14 protein-coding genes and 1 pseudogene are annotated in these 23,245 nt (G+C 63.9%); 9 read left to right on the top strand and 6 right to left on the bottom strand.

The genetic code is table 11. The annotated features are described in order from the left end of the window. The 4 genes from RJ1_RS39815 to RJ1_RS39795 form a co-directional block, all read right to left on the bottom strand. On the bottom strand, positions 1-1,853 hold a 1,853-nt coding region (locus RJ1_RS39815), incomplete at its 3' end, for an ATP-binding protein (protein WP_083602279.1). A 357-nt stretch (positions 1,854-2,210) separates the two neighbouring features. Beyond that, positions 2,211-2,522, bottom strand: a complete 312-nt coding sequence (locus tag RJ1_RS39810; protein WP_073369161.1) for a dsRBD fold-containing protein — start codon at positions 2,520-2,522, stop codon at positions 2,211-2,213. A gap of 618 nt (positions 2,523-3,140) precedes the next feature. Then, the gene (locus tag RJ1_RS39800) at positions 3,141-3,659 is read right to left on the bottom strand and encodes a Dps family protein (RefSeq protein WP_073369157.1); all 519 of its coding nucleotides are present in this window, start codon (positions 3,657-3,659) and stop codon (positions 3,141-3,143) included. Positions 3,660-3,702: 43 nt separating this feature from the next. After that, a complete protein-coding gene (locus RJ1_RS39795) occupies positions 3,703-4,170 on the bottom strand; it encodes a hypothetical protein (RefSeq protein ID WP_073369155.1) in 468 nt (155 codons plus the stop codon). A gap of 1,394 nt (positions 4,171-5,564) precedes the next feature. Between RJ1_RS39795 and RJ1_RS39785 the strand changes: the two genes are divergently transcribed. The 9 genes and pseudogenes from RJ1_RS39785 to RJ1_RS48355 all read left to right on the top strand — a co-directional run bounded on the left by RJ1_RS39785 (position 5,565) and on the right by RJ1_RS48355 (position 17,941). Continuing rightward, positions 5,565-8,363 (top strand): helix-turn-helix transcriptional regulator, encoded by a 2,799-nt coding sequence (locus RJ1_RS39785; RefSeq protein ID WP_174695075.1) that lies wholly within the window; start codon positions 5,565-5,567, stop codon positions 8,361-8,363. A gap of 780 nt (positions 8,364-9,143) precedes the next feature. Then, a pseudogene (gene istA, locus RJ1_RS49120) lies at positions 9,144-10,236 on the top strand (IS21 family transposase); the annotation flags it as partial. A gap of 290 nt (positions 10,237-10,526) precedes the next feature. After that, positions 10,527-10,763, top strand: a complete 237-nt coding sequence (locus RJ1_RS49455; RefSeq protein WP_240320060.1) for a hypothetical protein — start codon at positions 10,527-10,529, stop codon at positions 10,761-10,763. After that, positions 10,760-11,530: an IS21-like element helper ATPase IstB gene (istB, locus tag RJ1_RS39775; protein WP_073369151.1), complete on the top strand. Its 771-nt coding sequence runs from the start codon at positions 10,760-10,762 to the stop codon at positions 11,528-11,530. The genes RJ1_RS49455 and istB overlap by 4 nt, the downstream gene beginning before the upstream one ends. A gap of 613 nt (positions 11,531-12,143) precedes the next feature. Beyond that, complete coding sequence (locus RJ1_RS39770; RefSeq protein ID WP_083400789.1) at positions 12,144-13,553, top strand: aldehyde dehydrogenase family protein; 1,410 nt, start codon at positions 12,144-12,146, stop codon at positions 13,551-13,553. A gap of 1,573 nt (positions 13,554-15,126) precedes the next feature. Then, positions 15,127-16,071, top strand: a complete 945-nt coding sequence (locus tag RJ1_RS39765) for a sigma-70 family RNA polymerase sigma factor (protein WP_073369149.1) — start codon at positions 15,127-15,129, stop codon at positions 16,069-16,071. A gap of 242 nt (positions 16,072-16,313) precedes the next feature. Further along, the gene (locus RJ1_RS39760; protein ID WP_073369147.1) at positions 16,314-16,952 is read left to right on the top strand and encodes an HD domain-containing protein; all 639 of its coding nucleotides are present in this window, start codon (positions 16,314-16,316) and stop codon (positions 16,950-16,952) included. A 61-nt stretch (positions 16,953-17,013) separates the two neighbouring features. Beyond that, positions 17,014-17,694, top strand: a complete 681-nt coding sequence (locus RJ1_RS39755; RefSeq protein ID WP_073369145.1) for a glycosyltransferase — start codon at positions 17,014-17,016, stop codon at positions 17,692-17,694. Next, complete coding sequence (locus tag RJ1_RS48355; protein WP_338049603.1) at positions 17,681-17,941, top strand: FHA domain-containing protein; 261 nt, start codon at positions 17,681-17,683, stop codon at positions 17,939-17,941. Before RJ1_RS39755 ends, RJ1_RS48355 begins: the two co-directional genes overlap by 14 nt. A 906-nt stretch (positions 17,942-18,847) precedes the next feature. Here the strand turns inward: RJ1_RS48355 and RJ1_RS39745 are convergent. Together RJ1_RS39745 and RJ1_RS39740 are read right to left on the bottom strand one after the other, a co-directional pair. After that, the gene (locus tag RJ1_RS39745) at positions 18,848-21,589 is read right to left on the bottom strand and encodes a helix-turn-helix transcriptional regulator (RefSeq protein WP_073369165.1); all 2,742 of its coding nucleotides are present in this window, start codon (positions 21,587-21,589) and stop codon (positions 18,848-18,850) included. Between the two features lie 577 nt (positions 21,590-22,166). Then, positions 22,167-23,245: maleylacetate reductase (locus RJ1_RS39740; RefSeq protein WP_073369163.1), on the bottom strand; the 1,079-nt coding region annotated here is incomplete at its 5' end.

Genomic DNA, 23,245 nt, shown 5'->3' with positions numbered 1-23,245 from the left:
AGGGTCAAGGCCCACATGGCCACATTGAGTCGGTCATCCACCACCCGTGCAAGCCGCACGCTTTGCGCGAGCAGCCTGGAGGCGTGCATGTGGTCGGTCTGCCATACCGCAAGCGCGAACGCCCAGAGGGAGCACGCCCGTTGCACTGACTCGCCGTAAAGTTCCGTGATCGCGAGCACCTCCTCCTTACACGCGATCGCCCGGGGCACATCGCCGAGCAGCCCGCTGGCCAGCTCCAACCCGACGAGATCCTCGATCAGCCGCAGCAGGTCGCCCTCGGCGCGAAGCCCCTCGAGGGCGGCTTCGAAACAGGCTACGGCGCGCGGCAGATCGCCGCCGAAGAGCGCCTGGAGACCGTCAGCGTGCGTGACGATGGCCTGCACCCCCGTGCCTCCCAGTTGCGCAGCGAGGGTTTTCCCCTCCTCGACGAGCACCGCGCCCTTCCGGAGGTCGCCTTGAATTGCGGCCAGCGCAGCGTTGGCGGACAACGCCTTGATCCGCTCTGCGGTGGGTTGGCCGCTGTGATGGGCCAGTACCCGATCGAGCCAGCATCGGCCCTCACTGAGCTGACCGTGAGTGAGCCAGAGCGTGTGTAGGGCGGCGGCGATCTGCAGGCCGGCCTCAGCCTCGTCTTCGCCAGGTTCGGTCACGCAGAACTGCAGAGCGTCACGCATATTCGGCTGTTCTCGCTCCAACCGGGTGATCCACGCGAGCTGGTGTGGGCCGATCCACTCCTCCTCTGTCTGCTGTACCAACTGCAGGCACCAATCGCGGTGCCGCCGGCGCAAGGCCGCCCCCTCCCCCATCTCCCTCAGCTTCTGATATCCGTACTCGCGCAGGCTCTCGAGTAGCCGGTACCGCGCTACGGTGCCGGCCTCTTCCCTGATCAGGATCGACTGGTCGACCAGACGAGCCACTACGTCCAACACCTCTTCCCGCGCGAGGAGCCCGGTGCCGAGACTCTCAGCGGCATCGAGCTCGAAGCCACCGGCGAACACCGACAGCCGTGCCCACAGCTGCTGTTCCATGGGTTCACACAGGTCGTAGCTCCAGTCGATGGAAAGCTTCAGGGTCTGCTGGCGGACCGGCGCACCGCGGCTGCCCACAGTGAGCAGCCGATAGCGATCGGTCAGTCGATCCAGAATCTGTTGCGGGCTCAGGACCCGCAGGCGGGCCGCCGCCAACTCGATAGCCAGTGGAAGCCCGTCCAGGCGTTGGCAGATCCGAGTGATCGTGACCCGGTTGGCCTCGGAAAGCACGAATCCTGGAGCCGTGGCCTCGGCCCGCTGCGCGAAAAGCGTGACAGCGTCGTACTCGGCCAAGCCCTGCAACGCTGACGGCCGGTCCGGATCGGAGACCGTCAGCGGCGGAACCCGCATCACAGCTTCTCCGCCAATGCCCAGCGGTTCGCGGCTCGTTGCCAGGATACGCAGCCCAGGGCACTGCCGCAGCAACGTCTCGGACAGCACCGCGGCCGCCTCCACCAGGTGCTCGCAATTGTCCAACACGAGCAGCACCCGCCGATCCGCGAGATGCTCGGCCAACAACTCCAGCGACGGGTCGGAGGACTGTTTCCGCAACCCCAATGCGGCGACGACGTTGTCCGCCAACAGGTCCGGATCGCTAAGCTCCCCCAGCTCGATCAGCCACACCCCGTCGCCGAAAGCGCGACGCACGTTAGCGGCCACCCGCACAGCCAGTCGCGTCTTGCCGACACCACCAACACCCGTCAGTGTCACCAGACGAGCGAGCGACAGCAGCCGCTTCGCCTCCGTCAACTCGCGGCGACGACCCACGAAACTGGTCAGTTCCACGGGCAGATTTCCCATCTTGCCCCGGACGATAGGAAGCATCACATTGTCACTCTCCTTTTGGCCACAGTGACGCTCACACCATTACCTGACTCGTTCGTACGAAACTGCTCGACCTCGATGCGCGACCGCAGTCCGGAATATTCAGTGATGACATTTCGGTTTATCGCTACTGTGCCCCGGGGCACAGAGCCGCACCGGTCCAATCCGTTCGGAGCCGGATTCCATCGTCCACGTGTCGTCGGCGTGGCCGCGCCGAAGCCAGGTTTCTAGGGAGACCCGCATCGGGCATTTCAGAATTGGCTGCCATCATCGAAAACCTTCATGCCAACGTCTATTTGACGTAGCGACACTCCAGACCCCGCAGTTGTGCGAACGTGTAGCGCAATGCGTGTCACCTCAGGCGGAAGAACCTGGACGGCGAAAGTCTGCGAGGCGCGCGGAGTGGAGCACGCTCCGCGTGACTCCTTCCCGTTCGGCGGCTGCTTCGAACAGTTGATGCGACAGATCTGCCAGGGCACGGGCCGCGGCCATATCATCGCTGACTTCCGGAACATCGGTATGTCGCGGATTTCGTCTCGCGCGCCCCACCCCTACGATTGTGGTCCGGTCACTGGCACGCAGAAGGGCGCGCGCTCGCGTCTGGATACCGGCCTCTTCGGATTTGTGCTCGTCGATGACGATGTTCACCGACCAAGCCTTCTCGTTCATGTATGACTCGCTTCTCTCGTTCGCTGCACCCGGTTACATCCGATCCGGCGCCTCTGACGTTGAGTTTTTACTTCGTCCACACGCTCTTCTTCTCGTGGCGACTGTGACGGCATTCCACGAAATCCGGCCGCGCCTTGCTCGCTGCGTTGGAACCGCTCCGTCAACCGACGTCACTATATACAGACCGCTCAGGTGTGGTTATCACGGACCTGATTAGTCGGTGGTGAGGGCATCGAGTTCGCGGCGGATCCGCGCCCTGAACCGTGTCATGTTCGGCGATCGGAGATCGAAACATCTGCGTACATTCTCTCCCAGGCCTAAACCGGCTGGTACATCATTCGGCCGGTTCTTTGATCGGACTGACGCCCAGCACGATCGGGTCAGAGTCGATGTCCGCGGTTCGGTCCTCGAGGTCGCATACACCAACGCGAGCCGGAGTCGACACATTTCTCTCCCCGTTCATGGTGACCGTCCTGTCCCTCGGGCCCCGTCCGCGGGAGACGGGGCCCGACGCCAGGTCATCGCCCCGCGTCAACTGGGACACCCGGGACACCATTGGTAGTACACGGAACTCGGGTTGCCGGAACTCGTGATCATGATCGCTCCCGCCGGTAGTCCTCAGAGTTCCGTGTCAATCCATGTTCGCCGCCATGGTGTGTGGTTTTCGGACTTGAGCATCCAGGCAGCCTTTTCCAGATCGTTGATTATGCGATGCAGGAGATCGGCGCTGGTGGGGTCAGCCGCGTCGACCTCGTCGTGAACCGCGCGAATGGTGGCGACTACGGCATCGACACGGGTGCCAATGTGGTCGACCGCATTGGTGGTGCTCAGCTCGGAGGGAGGGATGGTGGGCAAAGTCGTGGACGCCGCGACGGTGTCGGATCGCCCGTCGGGTACCGCGTCGAGGGCGCGCATCCGTTCAGCGATCGTGTCGCTGGCTTCGCGAACAGTATCGACAATTTCGTCGAGTTGCAGATGCAAGTCGCGAAAGTTGGTGCCGACCAGATTCCAGTGGACTTGCTTGCTTTGTAGTTGAAGTTCGATGAGATCAACCAGGACCTTCTGCAGGTTCTTTGGCAGAGCGGGCGGGGCTTTGAACTCCCGCACCTCCTCGAACCGACGGCGTGAATTAGTCATGACATGTCCTTTCTTCTTACCCCCGGTCTTCTGCGCCCCGGGTCTACGAGAGGTCGGTCGCGCTCGCGTCCTGGTAGCGGACCTCCACGGCCTTAATGGTCTGCCCGAATTGCCTTTCCAGGACGCGCCTGCCGCCGGCACCGAGCACGATCGCGAGGAGACGCCCTCTGATGTTCTTGCCCTCGCGGACGACGACGGCGTCCACGTCGGTCATCCCACCGGGTTTGCGGGTGAGGGTGCAGGTGTGGCCTGAGTTCCGGCCCCATATGTTGGAATCAGTGGTAATCATCAGGATTCGGTGAGGGTCGGACCAGTTGTAATGTAGGCGCTCCCAGACTCCGTGGGAGCCTTCGGTGACGTCGACGTGATCAGGTCCTTGGCTGTGCACGCGGAGGTACTCGTCGGTGCTGTTGGCGAAGATGGTCGAGCGGCCTGGTCCAAAATCGGTGAAGGCTGCGAGGATCTGTGCGGGCGTGGCGATGGTGGTCTGGTGAAGGTGAATCGTAGTCATGGTGTTCGCCTTTGATACGTGAAGCGGTGTGCTGGAGTTATCAGCGTTGGGTCTGCCGCGGGACGAGAAAGAGTCGTGCCGTCGAAAGAACGGCCAAACGAGTGGGGTGGCAGTGCTCGCCTACACGCGGGTCCCCCTGATTCCGACCGGCTCTGCGGCCACCCGTGGTGGGTGACTAACGACGCGTTGCGGCGTCGCCGGATAGAGGCCCAGCGAGGTGATACGAAATCCGGCCCTTTCGGGAGTACCGGCCTGCGTGGGCCGGAATCGCGGGAGTCGGCAGCGTCAGATTCTCATCTCTCGAGTCGCTGTCCCTACAGGTAGCCAGGGAGACAGTAACTTTGGGGCGAGACGTCGGGGCACAGACCCCACGGGAACGGGTTGAACCTGTGACGTTCTGTAGGGCCTCCCCGGTCGTGACCGAATGGGTTGGGGCCAAGTCGGTGCGGAGCGACGGGGTTGTGGGGATGGTGAGGATGATGAGGGAACGAGTTGTGGATCGACGACTGGTGGACCAACGATTGACTATCGACAGCCTCCGCAGGATCTGCCGCCGCCGCGCTGACGCCGACCCCTCCGATGACCGTGATGGCCGCGACCGCGACTAGTGCGCTACGAGCAAGGTTCTTCATGTCGAACTCATTTCTGTGTTGGCCCCGGCCTTGAGTGCCGAGAATGGCAGTCGGCAAGCCGGATTCGGTGCGCCGTTGTTTACGAGGTCAGTGAAACTGATTCAGGGAGGTCATGCCGCTCGCGTTTCGAGGTGACCAATTCGTCGCGGGTGGCTCGGATAAGAGCAAACGCTCTATACCATCAGCGGTCCCAAGCCATGTGCCGGAGAGACTGCCCCAGCCCGGCAACAAGAGGCCGCTGAAAACACTGGGGTATCGCAAACGACAACGCGAGGGCCGAGGTCGGTTAGCTACTTCGCCCACCCTCGCCGATGCCGGTACGTCCAGATCGTGTCACCGGTGGCGATCTACCGTGTGACGGCTGCCTGGCCGTGCCGATTAAGCGATGCCACGCCGGCAATGACGACAATCGCCATGGTGAAACCTTCCTGTTCCTATCACCGGTCTGGTCCAGTGTTATCAGCTATGACCGAACAGCCTCGCCGCTTGTGACAGGGCGATCCGTTTCAAGTTTCGAGTCCGCAATTGCCCCTGATTTGACTGACTCCTCCGGTGGGAGCGGAATCGGATGCATCGGCCCCCGGTTGCGGCCACTACTGCGCCGCCGCGACCCCAAACAAACCGAAACGTCAGAACTTGCCGGATCCTGCTCCACGCGTCCCCACGGAACCTGTTCTGTACCGTCCCGATTCTGCACTCGACGTGTGCGACCCCCGGCCACCCGCGGTCGCGCGTAAAATACGCGACGAGGTGGCAGTGCAGATGTCGAACAACGAACCGGGGCTGCACCTGCGTGGTCGACGAAGCGAATGCGCGGCGCTGGATCGGCTGGTGGCAGGTGTGCAGACCGGCGAGAGTCAGGTGCTGGTCTTACGCGGCGAGACCGGTGTCGGCAAGACCGCCATGTTGGAATACCTGGGAGAGCGCGCGGAAGGATGTCGCGTCGCTCGAGCAGCAGGCGTTGAGTCCGAGATGGAACTCGCGTTCGCTGGGTTGCAGCAGCTCTGCGCGCCATTAATGGACCATCTAGATCACCTTCCAGCCCCACAGCGCGGCGCGCTGGCCGTAGCGCTCGGCCTCAGCAGCGGGGACCCGCCGGATCGCTTCCTGGTCGGACTTGCGGTGCTCAACCTGCTGGCCGAGGCCGCCGAGAAGCAACCGATCGTGTGCCTCGTCGACGATGCACAATGGCTTGATCGCATATCCGCGCAAACATTCGTCTTCGTCGCCCGCCGCCTCCTCGCAGAGCGCGTCGCACTCGTGTTCGCTGTGCGAGGTACTCGCGACGACCGCGCTTTCATGGGGCTGCAGGAGCTCACAGTCCAGGGCTTACGCGACGACGATGCGCGTGCGTTACTTGACTCGGCGATACCCGGGCGACTGGACGAGCACGTGAGAGACCGGATCATCGCCGAAACGCACGGTAACCCGCTCGCCCTGCTGGAGTTGCCTCGGGGGCTGACCGCTGCGGAGCTGGCGGGCGGGTTCGGCAGTCCCGACGCGCAGCCCCTGTCGAGCCAAATAGAGCAAAGCTTCCTACGGCGCGTCCAGTCGCTTCCGGCCCAAACGCAACAACTGCTTCTCACCGCGGCGGCGGAGCCAGTGGGTGATGTGCCTCTGTTGAGACGCGCAGCCGCACGGCTCGGGATCGGAGCCGAGGCAGCAACGCCAGCCGAAGCTGCGGGACTGATCGAACTCGGCGTGCGCGTGCGTTTCCACCATCCTCTGGTGCGCTCAGCTGCATACCGCGCGGCAGGCTTGGGTGACCGCCAGGCGGTGCATCGTGCCCTGGCCGATGCGACCGATCCTGAATCCGATCCCGACCGCCGAGCGTGGCATCGCGCGCACGCGGCGATAGGCCCCGATGAGGCCGTTGCCAGCGAGCTGGAGCGATCCGCCAACCGGGCACAAGGCCGCGGCGGCGTCGCAGCGGCGGCGGCATTCTTAGAGCGAGCGACCGCGTTGACACCTGATCCGGCCCGACGGGGAAGGCGAGCCTTCGCCGCCGCACAAGCCAAGTTCGAGGCGGCAGCGCCTGATGCGGCATACGACCTTCTCGCAACAGCAGAATTGAGCCCGTTGAACGATCTTCAGCGCGCCCGACTGGCGCGGTTACGAGCCCGGATGGCATTCACCCGCAGACGCGGGAGTGACGCGACGCCGCTACTTCTCGATGCAGCCAAGCAACTCGAGGGTCTCGATGACGAATTGGCACATGAGACATACCTCGAAGCGCTCGGAGCGGCGATCTTCGCCAGCCGGCTCGGAGGTGAGCGCGGAGTTCGAGAGGCAGCCCAGGCAGCGCTTGCCGCACCACCGGGACCGCTGCCAGCGCGGCCGCTCGACCTTCTCCTCAATGGGCTCGCCACGCGGTTCACCGAGGGCTACCCGGCCGGAGCACCCATCCTGCGGCGCGGACTGAAGGCCTTTCGGCAAGAGGTACTCCCCACCGACGACGACATCAGACGGTGGCTCTGGCTCGCATGCCCCATAGCGCAGTCGGTCGCACACGAGCTGTGGGACGACGAGGCATGGCATGAACTGGCCACTCGCGCTGTCCAGCTTGCCCGCGATACAGGCGCACTCGGAGTCCTTCCAGTAGCGCTCATCTACCGCGCAAGCGTGCATCTGCACGCCGGTGAGTTCGCCTCCGCATCCGCCCTGATCGAGGAGGCCGATGCGCTCACGGAGGCGAACGGCTACGCGCGCGTGAAGTACACGTCGCTGGTGCTGGCCGCCTGGCGCGGCGACGACACTCAGGCCGTCAAGATGATCGAGGCCGGCGTCGAGAACGCGACCGCCAGGGGCGAGGGCAGAATCATTGGGATGGCCGGGTACGTCACCGCGGTCCTCTACAACGGTCGCGGCCGCTACCCGGACGCCCTCGACGGTGCCCGACGAGCATGCGAACATGAGGATCTTGGCTTCTTCGGGTGGTCCCTCGTCGAGCTCGTCGAGGCGGCCGTCAGAAGCGGCGCCCACGAGGCGGCCGTCGACACCCTGCGACGCCTCGAGGAACGAACACTCCCCTCCGGCAGCGACTGGGCCCTTGGCATCCTGGCCAGATCGAGGGCGCTCCTGAGCAGCGGCAAGGCCGCAGACTGCCTGTTCCGCGAGTCAATCGAACGGCTCGAGCGCACCAGGATCGTCGTTCATCTCGCCCGCGCCCACCTGGTGTATGGCGAATGGCTTCGCCGCGAGAATCGGCGCATCGACGCGCGCAAGCACTTACGCATCGCCCACGAGATGCTCAGCCACATGGGGGCCGAAGCGTTCACCGAGCGCGCCCGACGCGAACTTCTGGCAACCGGCGAGACGGTACGTAGTCGCACATTTGAAGCACGCGATGCCCTCACCGCCCAGGAGACGCAGATCGCCCGTCTCGCTGGTGACGGACTAACGAATCCGGAAATCGGAGCGCAGCTGTTCATCAGCCCACACACGGTCGAATGGCACCTACGCAAAGTGTTCGCCAAACTCGGCATCCGTTCCCGCAAACAGATCCGCGGGACGCTACCCGACGCAGAGCAGGCAGTCGGGGGTGACCCACCCGATTCTTGACGGTGACACAACCCCGGAAGCGTCGAGGGCGCCCGGCGCCGGGACTCCAGCTGGCCACAGACAAGGCGGTGCAACGCACGTTTGAGACACGCAGGGTCCTCACCGCTCGCGAGATGACGTCTGCTGCCGAGGCCGCCGCTACACATTGCCGACAACCCACCCTTGTTGTGGGCGTGGATGTTTCCATTTCTGCGACGCTAAAGATGAGAGCGAAGTGACGTTTGATTCCGCCGCCGCGCAGGGCGCACGCTCGCCCTCAGTGGATACTGTCGACCTCATGCTTTTCCGACAGACCGATCCAACCGATCATTCGGCTGGTGTGGGCAGCGCGTCGAATAGGCCGTGCGGCGGAAGGGCCAAATGTCGCCGCAGCCGACGGACCGTTCGGCCGTGCCAGTTGGAATTCAAGACCGCATATTCGGCTCGGCCGTACGCGCAGGTTCTCATGGCCGGGAGTTGCACGCCTTCGGCGAGATCCATAGCTGCTGTGCGTGCCCACTCGGGTCGTAGACGAGTGCGCAAAGTTCCGATGCCTACAGTTCGATCTTCGCTTGGGAGCGAGCCGCTCCTCCCCGTCAGACCACGATCGATCCCGCCTTCACCTGTGCTAGCGGACATGCCAACCTCCCTGTAGGCGGACACGTTCGTCCCTGCTGACGGACAGCTGATCTCCCTGTCGATGAACGGGGCTGGCGGTGTGTCGGTCCTGACACAGGCGCCCCTCCGGGGTTTTGCTCGAGGTCTTCGACCACCTACGAGCAACTCCCACCGGAGGGACGCATGAAGAAGTCTGACAGGGACATCATGGAAATTCTCGAGGCCTACGACACCACCGGTAACGCGCACTCCGCCGCGCAGCTGGCCGGGGTCGATCCGAAAACCGTCCGACGCTACGTCACCGCCCGCGACACCGGGATGCCGGTGACCGGCCCCTCGCGGCGACCCCGCATCCTCGACGAGCACCTACCCCAGATCGAGCAATGGGTCGAGCGCAGCAAAGGCAGGGTCCGCGCCGACATCGTCCACGAACGCCTCGTCGCCCTCGGCTTCGACGGCACCGAACGCACCACCCGCCGCGCCGTCGCGGATGCGAAAGCAGCATGGCAGGCCGGGCACCGCCGGACTTATCGGCCTGGGGGTACCTCCCACGTAGTGGGGGAGGATCACCGAACCGGGTTTATGGATGCAGTTCGACTGGGGTGACGGCCCGAAAGTGCCCGGCCCGGGCGGGATCCTGCGTTCGACCCTGTTGTTCTGCGCCTGGTTGGCGTGGTCACGCTACCGCGTCGTGATCCCGGTGTGGGATCAAACCCTTCCGACGTTGATCGCGTGCCTCGATGCCGCGGTGCGCCGTTTCGGTGGGGTGCCGACCTACGCGTTGACCGACAATCCGCGCACCGTGAGCATTGATCACGTCGCCGGAATCCCGGTGCGGCACCCGCAGATCGTCGAAACCGCCCGCCACTACGGCATGGCCGTGCACACCTGTGTGCCCTACGACCCCGAATCCAAGGGCGGCAGCGAAGCCACCGTCAAGATCGCCAAAGCAGATCTGGTGCCCACCGACGCGAACCTGCTGCCGGACTACACCTCGTTCGCCGACCTCGAGGCGGCCTGCGAGCGGTTCTGCGCCACGGTCAACGCCCGCCGGCACCGTGAAAGCGCCCGCATCCCCAACGAGGCGTTGGCCGAGGAACGCGGCCGCCTGCACACCCTGCCGTCCGCGCCGCACACTCTGGCACTGGGCACGACCCGCAGTGTCGGCACCGATCAGACGATCCGGTTCGGGTCGGTGCGGTATTCGACGCCACCGGGTTTGGTCGGCACCGAAGTGTGGGTGCGCGCTGCCGGCCCGGACCTGGTGGTCGTCGCCGACCTCGATGCCCTGCACCAGGTCCCGGACTGGGCCGAAAACAGGAGGGGTTTGAGTGAGGTTGCCAGGCATTTACTGTCGACACCGGGGAACCCGCGGATCGATCCGGCGCACTACCCCGACCACCGGCGCACTACCCCGACCACCCGCAGGAACCGGGCGGTGCACCGAAGCCGCCGGTCCCGAAGGCCCGCTCCGCGGCCGAGGCCCGGTTCCTCGATCTCGGGCCAGGGGCACATACCTGGTTGGTTGCGGCGTCGGCGGCCGGGACGGTGCGGATCCGGGCGAAGATGACCGCTGCGGTCGAGTTGGCGGCGTTCGTCGGCGTCGAGGCCGTCGATGCGGCGTTGTCGGTGGCAGCCGACGCGGGTCGGTTCGCCGAGGGGGACCTGTCGGCGATCGTCGCGCACCACACCGCCACCGCAGCCGAGACCGGGCTCGTCATCGCCGACGAGGCTCATTCGGTTCAGCCCGGCACCGCGGCCTGGGCCGGATTCGGTGTCGCCGGAACCGGAGTCGGGTCATGAGCCCGACTGCGCCGCCGTTGCCCGACGACCTCGTTGCCGTCCTCAAACGGATGCGGCTGCCCTACCTCCGCGCCGCTGCACCGGAGGTGCTGGCGACGGCGAAAGCGCAGCGGTGGGATCCCACCGAGGTCCTCAAGGTGCTGCTCGACGAGGAGGTCCGCGGCCGGGACGAGGCAACGAAGGCGATGCGCCGCAAAACCGCGGGCCTTCCTGCTGGGAAGACGTTTTCTTCATGGCGGGAACAGGATTCGTCGATCCCGGCGCCGACCCAGCAGGCCCTGAGCACGTTGGAGTGGGTGCAGCGCGCCGAGAACCTGGCGATCAGCGGACCGTCGGGGACCGGCAAGACCCATTTCGTCGAGGCACTTGCGCATGCAGTGATCGATGCGGGGATGCGAGTGTCGTGGTTCACCCTCGAATCGTTGACCGCGGCGATCGGGCGGGCCGCGGTGGACGGGTCGATCACCAAGACCATCACCAAGATCATTCGTGCCGAGTTGATCGTGGTCGACGATATCGGGATGCTGCCGTCGGGTCAGGCCGCTGCCGAGGCGTTCTACCGTCTTGTCGATGCCGCCTATGAGAGGCGGAGTGTGGTGGTGACCAGCAATTTGCACCCGTCCGGGTTCGACACGATCATGCCGAAGACTCTCGCGACCGCGGCGGTCGACCGGTTGTTGCACCATGCGCATGTCGTGATCACCGAGGGCACCTCGTTGCGGTTGCAGGACGCTACCGCCGGACGCGGGGTGATGCCGTTGACCTGACCCGGCGGGAGATCAGCTGACCGCCGACAGGGAGATCAGCTGTCCGCGCACAGGGACACCTGCTGTCCGCCTACAGGGACGCCCTCATGTCCCTTGACAACCTGGTGGCCTCAAGTCTCGACGATCTCCATCCGCAAGTGGCCACAACCATGGACCAGGGTGACGACCACGGACTTCAAGGGCGCGATGGGCAGGCCCGAAGCGCGACTGTAGTTGCAGTGACATTGCCAGATTGCGCACGCAACACAGGAGCAGAGGAGTCGAGAGGATGGACACGAAGCTGTTCGACACGCAAAAGCAGACTCCGATCCAGGAGGCGAGACGGACCCCACCTCGAACCCAGAAGTGCGGATGACCGCTGCCCGCCTCGATATCGGCGGCGATCGCACGCCGCAGGTTCCCAGCTTCTTCGATAACCGCCCTGAGGGTCTCGACCACGTCGCGTTCGCACAACCCTGTCACCAACCCAGGATGCCGACATGAGACCCTGCGCAATTTCCATCCATATGGAATCACCCCCTATGGATTCATGTCGACACGACCCCATACGGATTCATGTTGACTCCTTGGCGGCTATAAACCATGCCGCGTCTTGCATTGAAAGGAATGAACAATGACGATCACCATCGCGGCGCCGAGCACGTCCGACACCCTGGACTTCAACTCGCTGTTCCGCACTCAGAAGGACCGCTTCGCCTCTGATGCCACCAAGTCGCTGGACTGGCGGCTCAAGCAGCTGACCCGTCTCGAACGCCTGATCACCGAGAACCAGGATGTGTTCAGTGCTGCCCTGGCGGCTGACTTCAAGACCGCCACCTTCGAGATCGCATTCGAGTTCGGTGCCGCGCTCGGCGCGATCGCTGACGCGAAAGCAAATCTCGCCCAGTGGATGGAGCCCACCGACGCACCGTTGCCGGCAACCTTCGCCAAACAGGGTTACAAGGGCAAAGTCTTCCATGACCCCTACGGCGTCACCCTGCTCATCGCCCCCTTCAACGCACCTCTCGCTCTGGTCGTAGCGCCTCTGGTATCAATCGTGGCTGGCGGAAACCCTGCGATCGTGAAGCCTTCTGAGGTCAGCAGCCACACGGCTGACATACTCAGCGAGCTCGTCCCGCACTACTTCGAGCCGGAAGACGTCGCGCTCGTGCGCGGCGACCGCACCGTCGTCTCGGCGCTCCTGGAGCTGCCGTTCGACTTCATCTTCTTCACCGGCAGTGTGCCGGTCGGCAAGATCGTGATGCGTGCGGCCGCGGAGCACCTGACGCCTGTGCTCCTCGAACTCGGCGGGCGTAACCCCTCGATTGTGGACGAGACCGCGAACCTGGCCGATGCCGCACGCAAGCTCGTCTGGGGAGCCATGGCGTTCGGTGGGCAATGGTGCGTCTCCCCGGGTTATGTCTATGTGCACGAATCCGTAGCCGACGAATTCGTGGCCGAGACGACGAAAGCCGTCCGAGAGTTCTACGGCACGGATCCGAGGGCGAACCCTGACCTGTCGCTCATCGCCGCCAAGAAAGACGTCCTGCGGCTTGCCGGCCTCATCGACCCGGCGAAGGTCGCCATCGGCGGCGACGTCGACGGTCGCTACGTCGCGCCTACTATTCTTTATCCGGTCCAGGAAAGCGACAAGGTGATGGAGGCGGAGATCTTCGGTCCGATCCTCCCCGTCCTGCGCTACAGCGACCTCGACGAGGTTGTGAAGTCGATCAAGGAGCGGCCGTCGGGCCTCACCGCCTACATTTTCAGCCAAGACGAGGAGCGGATCTCATCGCTACTGACCTCACTGCCCTTCGGAGGCGGCGCGGTCAATCAGACGATGTTGCATCTGATGTTCCCCAGCCTTCCCTTCGGAGGCGTCGGCGGCTCGGGCATCGGCCAGTATCTGGGCAAGGCAGGCTTCGACAACCTCACCCACAACAAGTCGGTGCTGTTCTCGCCCGCCGAGGAGTCGATCGACGTAGTCTTCCCGCCCTACAGCGAGAGCTCGCCGACAGAACTCGCGCAGCTCCTCAGCGAGTAGTAAGCGACCGCTGGTCGAACACTATGCTGCAGGCGCAGGTCGTCGGCGATACGGGCGACACAGAAGAATGAATCCACACGACAAAGAACTGGCCAGAGTACGCGCACCACTGCGATTACGGGGTGCGGAAGCGCTCACATTGGTGGCCAGGGAACACATGCACGATCTGAACGTGGCCTATCCGTGACAGCCTCGCGGGTTATGACACTGACGAAATGCGGTGGAAAATAATGAGGTAAAGGATAACGACCGGACCGATTGAGATTAGGTTAGCGACTGACAGATCCGGTGGAGCCAGGAGCACGGAGACCCCCGCACTCTGCTCGGCGTTGTGCTCATCGTTCTCGTTGTAGCCAGTTCAACGACGGGATGGCTACACAGCGACAGTCATAGCCATGGATGCCCGGCTATCTGGCGTGGATCGTGAAGGTGTTTCATGCCTGGATCTCGCATATGGACACCGACGACGCTCTCACCCGTACTGCGCAAAAGAATTCGGCTCCGCCAGGAACGTACACGAAGCAGACATCTTCGGTCCAGAGGCACCCAGCGCCTATCTACTCAGGGAAAGTACACGCCTCCCGAGTGGTTACCTGTTGTGCCCGGCACCGAGCGTTCACACATGCTAACGATCGCGGAAGGTCGGCGCCGCCCGGCGCGTACCAGTCGAGACGGACTTCAGTAGGGAGCTTCCTCCGCAGGCGAGATGAGGACGGATGTGCCAGTAGCTCCGGCCGCCAACACCCGGACTCACATGCACTACACCAAAGATATTCTGCCACAAACCATTAGCTCGATCAATGACGTCATCGCGCTCCGCAGAGAGGAGCACCCGTCCTGCCGGCTGCTCGAAACGGTGCACCTGCAACCGGCGTCCCCCGGTGTGAAGCGAGTGAGCGATTCCTCGCCGATCAAATCATCAAGGCAAACGCGCCGCCCGCGCCGTGCTTCGTCATCGACCTCGACCTCGACCTCGACCTCGACCTCGAGGGTCGGGATCGTTGTCGTTGTCGTTGTAGCTCCTGACAATCTCAAGCCCCGGTGACGACCGCGGTGCGCCGGGTCCGCTCCAGACGGGGTAACGGCCGTAGGCGAACACGAAGAAGCCGAAGAGCTGAGCGGCGACGAGCACGGTGATACCGAAATGGAAAGCACCGCCGGCAGTCAGGCGCGGGCAGAACGGCCGCTCGAGGAGCGTTATGGCGAGGACTGCGAAGGGGAAACGCGACGCACTCAAGTGTCCAGCGGGGGTCAGCACACAACCCTCGTCGTGGATCCTTTGAGCCCTGGGGCATGAGAATGTCAGTCGGGCAGATCGAGGCTCCCGCTCAACCACGGACCGCCCACCCGCTCAGCGCCCATGAATAGCGCCGCATCCTCCTGCCCTGTGAGCCATGAAGGCGACACCGTTGTGGCCGCATCTCAGTTCGCGTCACCGAGGATCCGACTGGTTTCCGCGCACCAGGGTGCCGACCACGGACTTCAAGGGCGCGATGGGGAGGCCCCACGCGGGACTGTAGTTGCAGTGACATTGCCCAGATGGCACCACACAGGAGCAGAGGGAGTCGAGACCATGGACGCGAAGCTGTTGGACACGTACACAGACGACGGCGAGCGGGCGACCAGCGACCTTGATCAGGCTGCTTCGGCCTTCCTCAGCGTTCGACCTCGACTCTTTGGAATCGCATATCGAATCCTCGGAAGCGCGAGCGACGCCGAAGACATCGTTCAGGACGTCTGGCTTCGGTGGCAAGGCACCGACCGCACGGTGGTCATCAATCCGTCGGCGTTCCTGGCGACAACGACGACCAGGCTCGCCATCACGCTCGCCCAATCCGCCAGGAAACGGCACGAGATATACGACCTCCATAGGCTCCCTGAGCCGGTGGACCCCCACGTCGACCCGACGACAGGAGCTGAACTCCGTGAGGAGGTCCAATCGGCGCTGCTGATACTGGAGGACCTAACGCCCTCGGAACGGGCCGCTTATGTTCTCCGGGAGGCCTTCGACTACCCATACCGGAAAATCTCAGAAGTCCTTCAACTCGGTGTGGCCAACGCGAGGCAACTCGTCAGACGTGCCCGCAATCGCATCGCGGCGCGACGTGAGCACTGTGGGCACCGGGCTGCGATGAATTTGGTACCGCATCGACGCCTAGTGCGGGCGTTCCTTTCCGCAGCACAAGCAGGAAATTTCGCCGACCTCGAGGAGCTCCTCGCCAACGATGTCGTCGACCCATCCAGACCGGGCATCGAATCTCGGAGGCCTATGAGGTCGATGACCGACCGTGAGTTCTGGCGACACGTCCAACAAGACACCGATGACGAGCTGCAGGCGGATATCGACAACCCGGCTCGGACACCGGAGCAGCACGATGCACTGGTACATGCCCTTCTCGCCCGCAAAGATGCGCACGACGCAGCTGAGAGGCTGGCCGACAATCACGAGCGCTGGCCATGGGTCCGCCCGAACTATTTCGACACTGATATTGATTTCGCCACCGCTGCTGTTGTTTGACGAAGGACCCCCGCAGGAGAGCACGGTGCCAGAGTGTGAACCGCGCGGTCGGCCTCGTCACCGACCGGGTTCACGCTGTGGCCAAACACCATCCGCTCCGGCGCCGCCGATCCCGCCAGCGAATCATCGGCGAACTGGAAAGCCAGCTCCTTACGAGCCGCTGCAGAACACTCGAGGCCGCAGAGCGCACTATCGACCACGAGACCGAGTGCCGTTTACTACTAACACTTTAGGGAGTCAACATGACCGAGGTGATAGCCGGGATCGCAATTCCTGATTCATCCCTGGCGAACGATGCGACCGAACTCGTACGCGAAGCGGCACCGCCGTTGCTGTATGACCATTCGCGTCGCGTCTATCTATTCGGATCGCTCCACGGACGGCGACTGGGACGAACAGCCGATCCGGAACTGCTGTATGTCGGCGCGATGTTCCACGATCTCGGCCTGACGGAGACCTTCCGCGGCGACACCCAGCGATTCGAACTCGATGGAGCAGACGAGGCCGAACGGTTTCTCACCAGCCGCGGGATCCCGGCCGCCGACGTAAGAACCGTATGGGAGGCAATCGCGCTGCACACCACGCCGGAAGTTCCGTACCGGCTGGCGCCGGAGATTGCACTGGTCACCGCCGGCGTGGAGACCGATGTCCTCGGAATAGGCCGAGGCGACCTCCCCGAAGCGCTCCTCGCCGCGATCACTCAGGCGCACCCGCGGCCCAACTTCAAGAAGGAGATCCTGCATGCCTTCACCGACGGCATCAGGCATCGCCCAGACAGTACCTTCGGCACCGTCAATGCGGACGTGCTCGAGCACTTCGTTCCCGGCTTCCACCACATTGATTTCGTCGACATCATCGAGAACTCCAGCTGGCCCGAATAGGTCACGACCAGACCCACGATTTGCCGACAGGTGCGAATCGTTGACCACGAGGAAACAGAGAATGCCCGACACACACTCCCATTTCAGAAGCACCGAGGCAGGTCCGCCGACCCATGACCAGCACCGCCCACTCGACCATCCGAGGCCCGACCAGTTGCCGGCCGGACTCGCGGACCTCCCGACCATCGTCGCACTAGGCCCGTTCGACGACCCCGAATATGCCGAGCAACTTGCCGGGGCGTTCACCGTGGTGCGGCAGGTTCGGGAGGCGCAGCTCCTACTCGTCGGGACCGGTGCGCACCGCGGCGCCGTCGTGCGGCGGGCGGCCGCGGATAACGTCGAGACCGACGTTCACCTGATCGAGGATCCCTCCGGGCAGCAGTGGACCGACCTGATTGCCGCCGCAGACTTCGTCGTACCGAGCAGCACCTCGGGTGTGCCGACGCTACTGGATGTCTTGGCCGCCGGCCGTGCTGTGGTTGTCCCCGAACACCCCGCCACCGTGGGACTGGTTCTACCCACCAGCGCGGGACTGCTCTACCGTCGCGGCGATGTGAACGGGATGGCCCAGGCGATGCTGCGGCTCCTCACCACACCCGAACTCCGGAACGGTATGGCCACACGCGCCCGTGACGCCGGGACGCGATCGCGGGCCGAAATAGACACAAGATATCGGCGAATGAACACCGCCAAGACTGGTCGGCAATTCAAGATCTCGCGACTTAGTCATGCGCCGAATTGAGGAAACCGGCCTGTCCTACATCGGCGAATGGGGAAGCAACCGAGTGTGGATGCTGTCCGCGGCCGCTGGGCGCTTGACAGTAGGACGTTCACACCGATCGGACCTCGTATTGAGTTGGGACCCAACGGTGTCGCGGTTGCACGCGTTCATCGAATGGACGGGCACGCACTGGGCTGCCATAGATGACGGACTATCCCGCAACGGCACCTTCGTCAACGGCAAACGACTTACCGGGGCCGGTACCTGATCATCGGCAGCGACGTGATCGAGGACGTATCAATGATGTTCGAGGCGGTCGGGTCCCTGCTGCTCGACCACAGCTATCGGCCGGAGCGCGCACTACGCGGTGCAGACCCTCTGCTAGTGGCCACGAAAGCCATCGCCCGCGCCTCTGCCCTACGAGCGCCTCGACCCTCGGGCCGGGCTTGAGTTGTCCGTCCTTCGTTGGTTTCGGCGGTATTTCAGCACCCTCGTAGGTGAGAATTGCTTCAGGTCAGTGACCGTGACGGATCTAGTCATAGCGCACGACGCTCTCCGTCATGGCCGGCACCGCGCCCATTCAAGACACCGTCCGTCTCGTCGAGGATCAGCTGTGTATCGACGAGCGCTCAAGCCGGACGCGCATGATCTAGCTGATCGCGCTTACCGGTCGATGCTGGGCGCTGCTATCCGGGACTACTAAGCGTTCCCGCTGATCTCGACGGTGATTGGATCGAGAGAGTGTTTCTGTCGATGATAGTTATTCAGGGGGACGCCGACGCGACCGGCGCTATGTCTGTCGCGCTCCCCTCAGCGGCATCGCGCACAGATTCACAAGAGCCGTACGAGAGTGGGGCACTTGCAGTGGACCCCCGTTGCTGGACTCGCCGCCTGGATTGATCGGCTATGTGTTCATCGGAATCGACGTGATCAACGACATAGCAGCGCTTTTCGAGGCTGTCGCTTCACAATGCACGGCCACGGGTACGGGCCGATACGCCTCCTGCTCGGCGGGACCCCGACCCCTAGCCACGAAAGCGATCGCCCGCGCCTGCGCACTACGGAGCACAAGGCGCTAGGCCAGAGGCGGCCACCCGACATCGGTCAGATGACAGAATCCTCGGAAAGCCTTGCCGGATCTCACTCTCTCGAGTGGTCGAGGCGTCGTCATTCGTTACGTCGGCAGCGCCGCGTTTCCGATGCCGGCTAGCATGTTACGAAGCTCTCTGCGGGAGCCGATGCCCAGCTTCGTGTACACCTTGCGCAGGTGCCACTCGACGGTGCGAGAGCTGATGAACAGCTGGCCGCCGATCTCCGGATTGGTATAGCCGTCGCAAGCCAGCCTGGCGATTTGGCCCTCCTGCGCCGTAAGCTCGCCGAAGGTATCGACTGTGCGCTTGCGTGCGGTCTCCCCGGTTGCCAGAAGCTCACGGCGCGCACGCTCGGCGAAGCCGTCTGCCCCGATGTGGCTGAACATCTCGTGGGCGGCACGCAGGTGTTCGCGTGAGGCCGAGCGATGGTTCTCACGACGCAACCACTCGCCGTACAGGAGGCGTGCGCGGAAGAGATGAACAACGATTCGGCTGCGGGTGAGCCGCTCGATCGCCTCGCGGTAGAGGGCATCGGCGGCGGCGGCGTCGCTCAGCAGGGCGCGCGAGCGTGCCTCTATCCCAAGTGCCCAGTCGGTGCCGCTGGCCCGTGTCCGCTCCTCGAGCCTCTCGAATGCCGCCGCGGCGGCCTGTGTCCTGCCATTGCGGGCGGCCGCCTCGATTAGCTCGATTAACGCCCAGCCACACAGCCCTAGATCGTCATGTTCGCACGCTTTTTGTGCAGCCTCAAATGCGGCCTGGTATTGGCCGAAACCGTTGTATAACACTGCGGTCGCGTACTCAGCGAGCGTAATCGCCCTTCCCTCACCTCTGCGGGTCGCATCGTCGAGGCTGGCCTGGGTCAGCTTCAGTACCTCGGGCTCCTGCCCACGCCAGGCGGCGAGCACCAGCGATGTATACCGGAGGGGTGCGTTCCCAGTTGCCTGTGTGATCGTCTCCGTTTCATCGATCAGAGCCGACGCGGCGGCGAACTCTCCGGCGTGGACGCACACGCCGGCACGGTAGGTGAGCGCGATAGGGAGAACATTGAGCGCGCCGGCACTACGGGCGAGCCGGACCTGAAGTGAGGCGAGCTCGTGCCAGCTCTCGTCGTCCCACACATCCGTTGCGACGCGGCACGCTAGCCAAAGCCATCGGGCGTCGTCCTCGCTGAGGCCATCGTCGCGATTTAGTGCGCGTAGCGCATTCTTGAGCTGCGGGACGCCCGCTGCGTAGCCCTCAATGAACCGGGTCGCGAGACCGTCGAGCAGCAGGTCAATCGCTCGCGGCGGCCGTGGCCCCGGAGGCGCGGCTCGCGCCGCCTCGGCCGACTCGCGCAGCCCCCGGCTTCCGCCGAACCGGCCGGCGAACATCACCGCGCCGAGCATTTCAAGATAGGTTTCACGGGCAAGCCCGGCGTCGAGCAAACTCAGGCGCCTGGCAGCGCCGAGCAGCAGCGCTGGAGCACCGCTGCCGCGATTGCGCGCAAACGTGATCTGGGCACGCAGCCGCTCCGCCCGCGCCCGCTGCAAATCGTCAAGCGGACTCATCTCGACGGTCGCGAGGAGCTCGGTCGCTCTGTCAGGCGAGCCAGCGTCGAACTTGGCCTGGGCTGCAGCCAGCGCCCGTGTTCCCAGCAGGGCCGACTCTGGCGTCAGCTCCGCTGCCCGCTCCAGAAACGCCGCTGCCGCTGCGACACCGCCGCGTCCCTGAGCCCGGCCGGCCGAGTGCTCCAGCTCAGCGGCTACCGTCTCATCAGGCCCGGGTGCCGCACGGGCGCGATGCCAGGCTCGGCGATCGGGATCGGCGTGCTGGTCAGTCGCCTCGGCCAATGCACGATGCACCTTCCGGCGATCGCTCAAGGTCGCGGCCTTGTATGCCGCTGAACGCACGAGCGGATGCCGGAACTGTACCCGCGACCCAAGCTCGAGCAACCCGGCGTCCTCGGCTGGCGCCGCAGCACTGGGGTCGATCCCGAGTATTCCCGCCGCGCGCCACAGCAAGCCCGCGTCGCCAACCGGCTCAGCCGACGCCGTCAGAAGGAGCAGCTGCGTCTCGGGCGGCAGCACCTCGAGGCGTGATCGGAAGCTCTGCTCAATGCGGCTCGCCAGCGGGCGGGTAGGAAGCCCGAAGCCGCCGGCCAACTGAGCAGATGTGAGCCCCCTGGGCAACTCCAGGAGCGCCAACGGGTTGCCGTGCGTTTCAGCAATAATCCGGTCCAGTACCTGCGCATCCAGCCGCCCACGGATCGCGGAGGTCAGCAGCTGGCGCGCATCGCGATCGCCGATTCCATCAACCACGAGGTCCGGCAAGCCCAGCAGTTCCTGCTGCCGTATCTCACGTACCGCGAAGACCAAAAGAACTGGCTCGGCGAGCAGCCGCCTGCCGGCGAACGCCAGCGCCTGGACGCTGGCGTGATCGAGCCATTGCATGTCATCGATCAGGCACACAAGAGGCTGCTCCTCCGCGACCTCCGACAGCAGGCTCAGGACCGCCAGGCCGACCAAGAAGCGATCTGGTGAGTTCGCTGCGCGCAACCCGAACGCGATGCCCAGCGCATCTCGCTGCGGGGCTGGCAGGCGCTCGAGCTGGTGGAGCATCGGAGCGCAAAGCTGATGCAAGCCTGAAAACGCCAGCTCCATCTCCGACTCGACACCCCGAGCGCGCACAACCCGGCAACCTGACGCTTGCTCCGCCAGGTAGTCCAACAACGCTGACTTTCCGATGCCAGGGTCCCCGCGCAACACGAGCGTGCCACTGTGCCCCGATCGCGTCTCGCAAAGCAGCCGGTCGAGCGTCCGGCACGCAGTCGCCCTGCCCAACAACATCAGCCCGCCGAACCTCACCTCTCGAAAGACTCCCGTCGCTGCGCCCGGCTGCTTCAGTCGTGTACCCGGTGCGCCGCCTTACGCCCTGCTTCTCCACACTGTGTGACTGAGGGCGGCATTCCCGTCCGCGACCGCAAGACGACATCGCCTGCTCGGAGCGGCCAAATGCAGTCACCAAGTTCCGGTTCGTGGCCGCGCTCACCACGGTTACAACAGTAGCCACGGGCGACCCGCAAGGCCAGGGAGGCAGCGCGACGATCTTCCCGTTGATCGCGCAGTCCTCCGGGCCTCGCAGACCCCGACGATTAGCGCACTGATCTCGGTGGCCATCGCCGAGGATGTGGTGGCACGACTGCCGCGGCGGGGGTAAGCCCGGAGTGCGACTGGTCGCCCTCGGGCCCACCAATGTACTGGTACAGCAGCGCATCGAACGTGCTTTGCTTGTGATCTGCCGCGCTGAAACCGCCTGACCATTCGAGTATTGGCAGCGACGCTTCTGACCGACAACGACTGAACTGATGGCCAGAAGAACAGGGCAGCAGGAAGGTTGTCCAGTCTCGACATTTCGGAACGCGGCCTATCGGCTTGGGCCTGTCGGGACGTTCCAGCGGTGCGAAGCATCGTCAACCCTCCACTGGCCTTCCAGACCAAACGCACGAAGAAGGTGCTCGAGGTCGTCGATGGTGACGGCATGCGGGTTCGACTCGGGTATCGCCGGAAGAATCAACCTGGCGGCTTCCGGAATGGCGGCTTCATCGAAGCCATATTCTTTAAGCGCACTGGGCGCACCGAGCGCGGAGCACAGCCGATCGAGACCCTCGACAGCGGAATCAGCACCGAACGCCGCAGCAATTCGGATTTCAGCTTCAGGCGCATGCTGCGCGTTGAACGCCAACACATGCGGCAAGACAGTTGCATGCGTTTGGGCATGTGGCATTCCGTATGCACCGCCGAGAACGTGACAGATCTTGTGATGCATTCCAGACCCTGCCGATGCGAACGCTACGGCAGACAGGTAGGCGCCGTACAGCGCTCGTTCTCGCCCATCGATACCTGCGGGATCTGATACCACGGCCTCGAGACCCGAGGCGAGAGCTCGAATCCCCTCACTAGCAAAGGCTTGATTAATAGGATCCGCCCGGGGGGCCCACATAGAGTCCACACAATGCGCGAGTGCGTTCAAGCCAGACGCCACCGAGAGCTCAACTGGCAACGACAGCGTGAGCTCCGCATCATATATGACCGTGACTGGCAGAACCCGATTGTCCACACCCGTCAATTTTCGCGAATTGGCAGTCAGCCCCCACACATTGGTCCCCTCTGAACCAGAATACGTGGTCGGTACTGCGACGATGGAAAGTCCTGTTGTCATCGCGATTGCCTTCGCCAGACCAGTCGTTGATCCCCCGCCAATACACACGAGCAAGTCAATGTCATATTCTGATGCGATTGCGCGTGCGGCCTTCGCCTTCGCGATCGGAACATGTGGCGATACGTCAGAATAGTGAAGCGCAACATCGAATCCTGTCGATACCTTCTTGGCGGTTTCTGATTCAAATTCTGAGGCGATCACCATGACCCGCGACGCGCGAAGACGGCCGACTTCCGCTGCGAGGTTGTTCGCGGCGTGACCTGACTTAAATACAATCCGCTGCC

It is taken from the genome of Rhodococcus jostii NBRC 16295 (assembly GCF_001894825.1).
Classification (GTDB): Bacteria; Actinomycetota; Actinomycetes; order Mycobacteriales; family Mycobacteriaceae; genus Rhodococcus_F; species Rhodococcus_F jostii.
This window is presented reverse-complemented; position numbering and strand designations above follow the sequence as displayed.

Excerpts from the sequence above, each read along its gene's own strand:
- RJ1_RS39765 (WP_073369149.1), top strand. The coding sequence starts at position 15,127 with ATGGACGCGAAGCTGTTGGACACGTACACAGACGACGGCGAGCGGGCG.
- RJ1_RS39755 (WP_073369145.1), top strand. The coding sequence starts at position 17,014 with ATGCCCGACACACACTCCCATTTCAGAAGCACCGAGGCAGGTCCGCCG.
- RJ1_RS39795 (WP_073369155.1), bottom strand. The coding sequence starts at position 4,170 with ATGACTACGATTCACCTTCACCAGACCACCATCGCCACGCCCGCACAG.
- istB (WP_073369151.1), top strand. The coding sequence starts at position 10,760 with ATGAGCCCGACTGCGCCGCCGTTGCCCGACGACCTCGTTGCCGTCCTC.
- RJ1_RS39785 (WP_174695075.1), top strand. The coding sequence starts at position 5,565 with ATGTCGAACAACGAACCGGGGCTGCACCTGCGTGGTCGACGAAGCGAA.
- RJ1_RS39800 (WP_073369157.1), bottom strand. The coding sequence starts at position 3,659 with ATGACTAATTCACGCCGTCGGTTCGAGGAGGTGCGGGAGTTCAAAGCC.
- RJ1_RS39760 (WP_073369147.1), top strand. The coding sequence starts at position 16,314 with ATGACCGAGGTGATAGCCGGGATCGCAATTCCTGATTCATCCCTGGCG.
- RJ1_RS39810 (WP_073369161.1), bottom strand. The coding sequence starts at position 2,522 with ATGAACGAGAAGGCTTGGTCGGTGAACATCGTCATCGACGAGCACAAA.
- RJ1_RS39745 (WP_073369165.1), bottom strand. The coding sequence starts at position 21,589 with ATGTTGTTGGGCAGGGCGACTGCGTGCCGGACGCTCGACCGGCTGCTT.
- RJ1_RS48355 (WP_338049603.1), top strand. The coding sequence starts at position 17,681 with ATGCGCCGAATTGAGGAAACCGGCCTGTCCTACATCGGCGAATGGGGA.
- RJ1_RS49455 (WP_240320060.1), top strand. The coding sequence starts at position 10,527 with ATGACCGCTGCGGTCGAGTTGGCGGCGTTCGTCGGCGTCGAGGCCGTC.
- RJ1_RS39770 (WP_083400789.1), top strand. The coding sequence starts at position 12,144 with ATGACGATCACCATCGCGGCGCCGAGCACGTCCGACACCCTGGACTTC.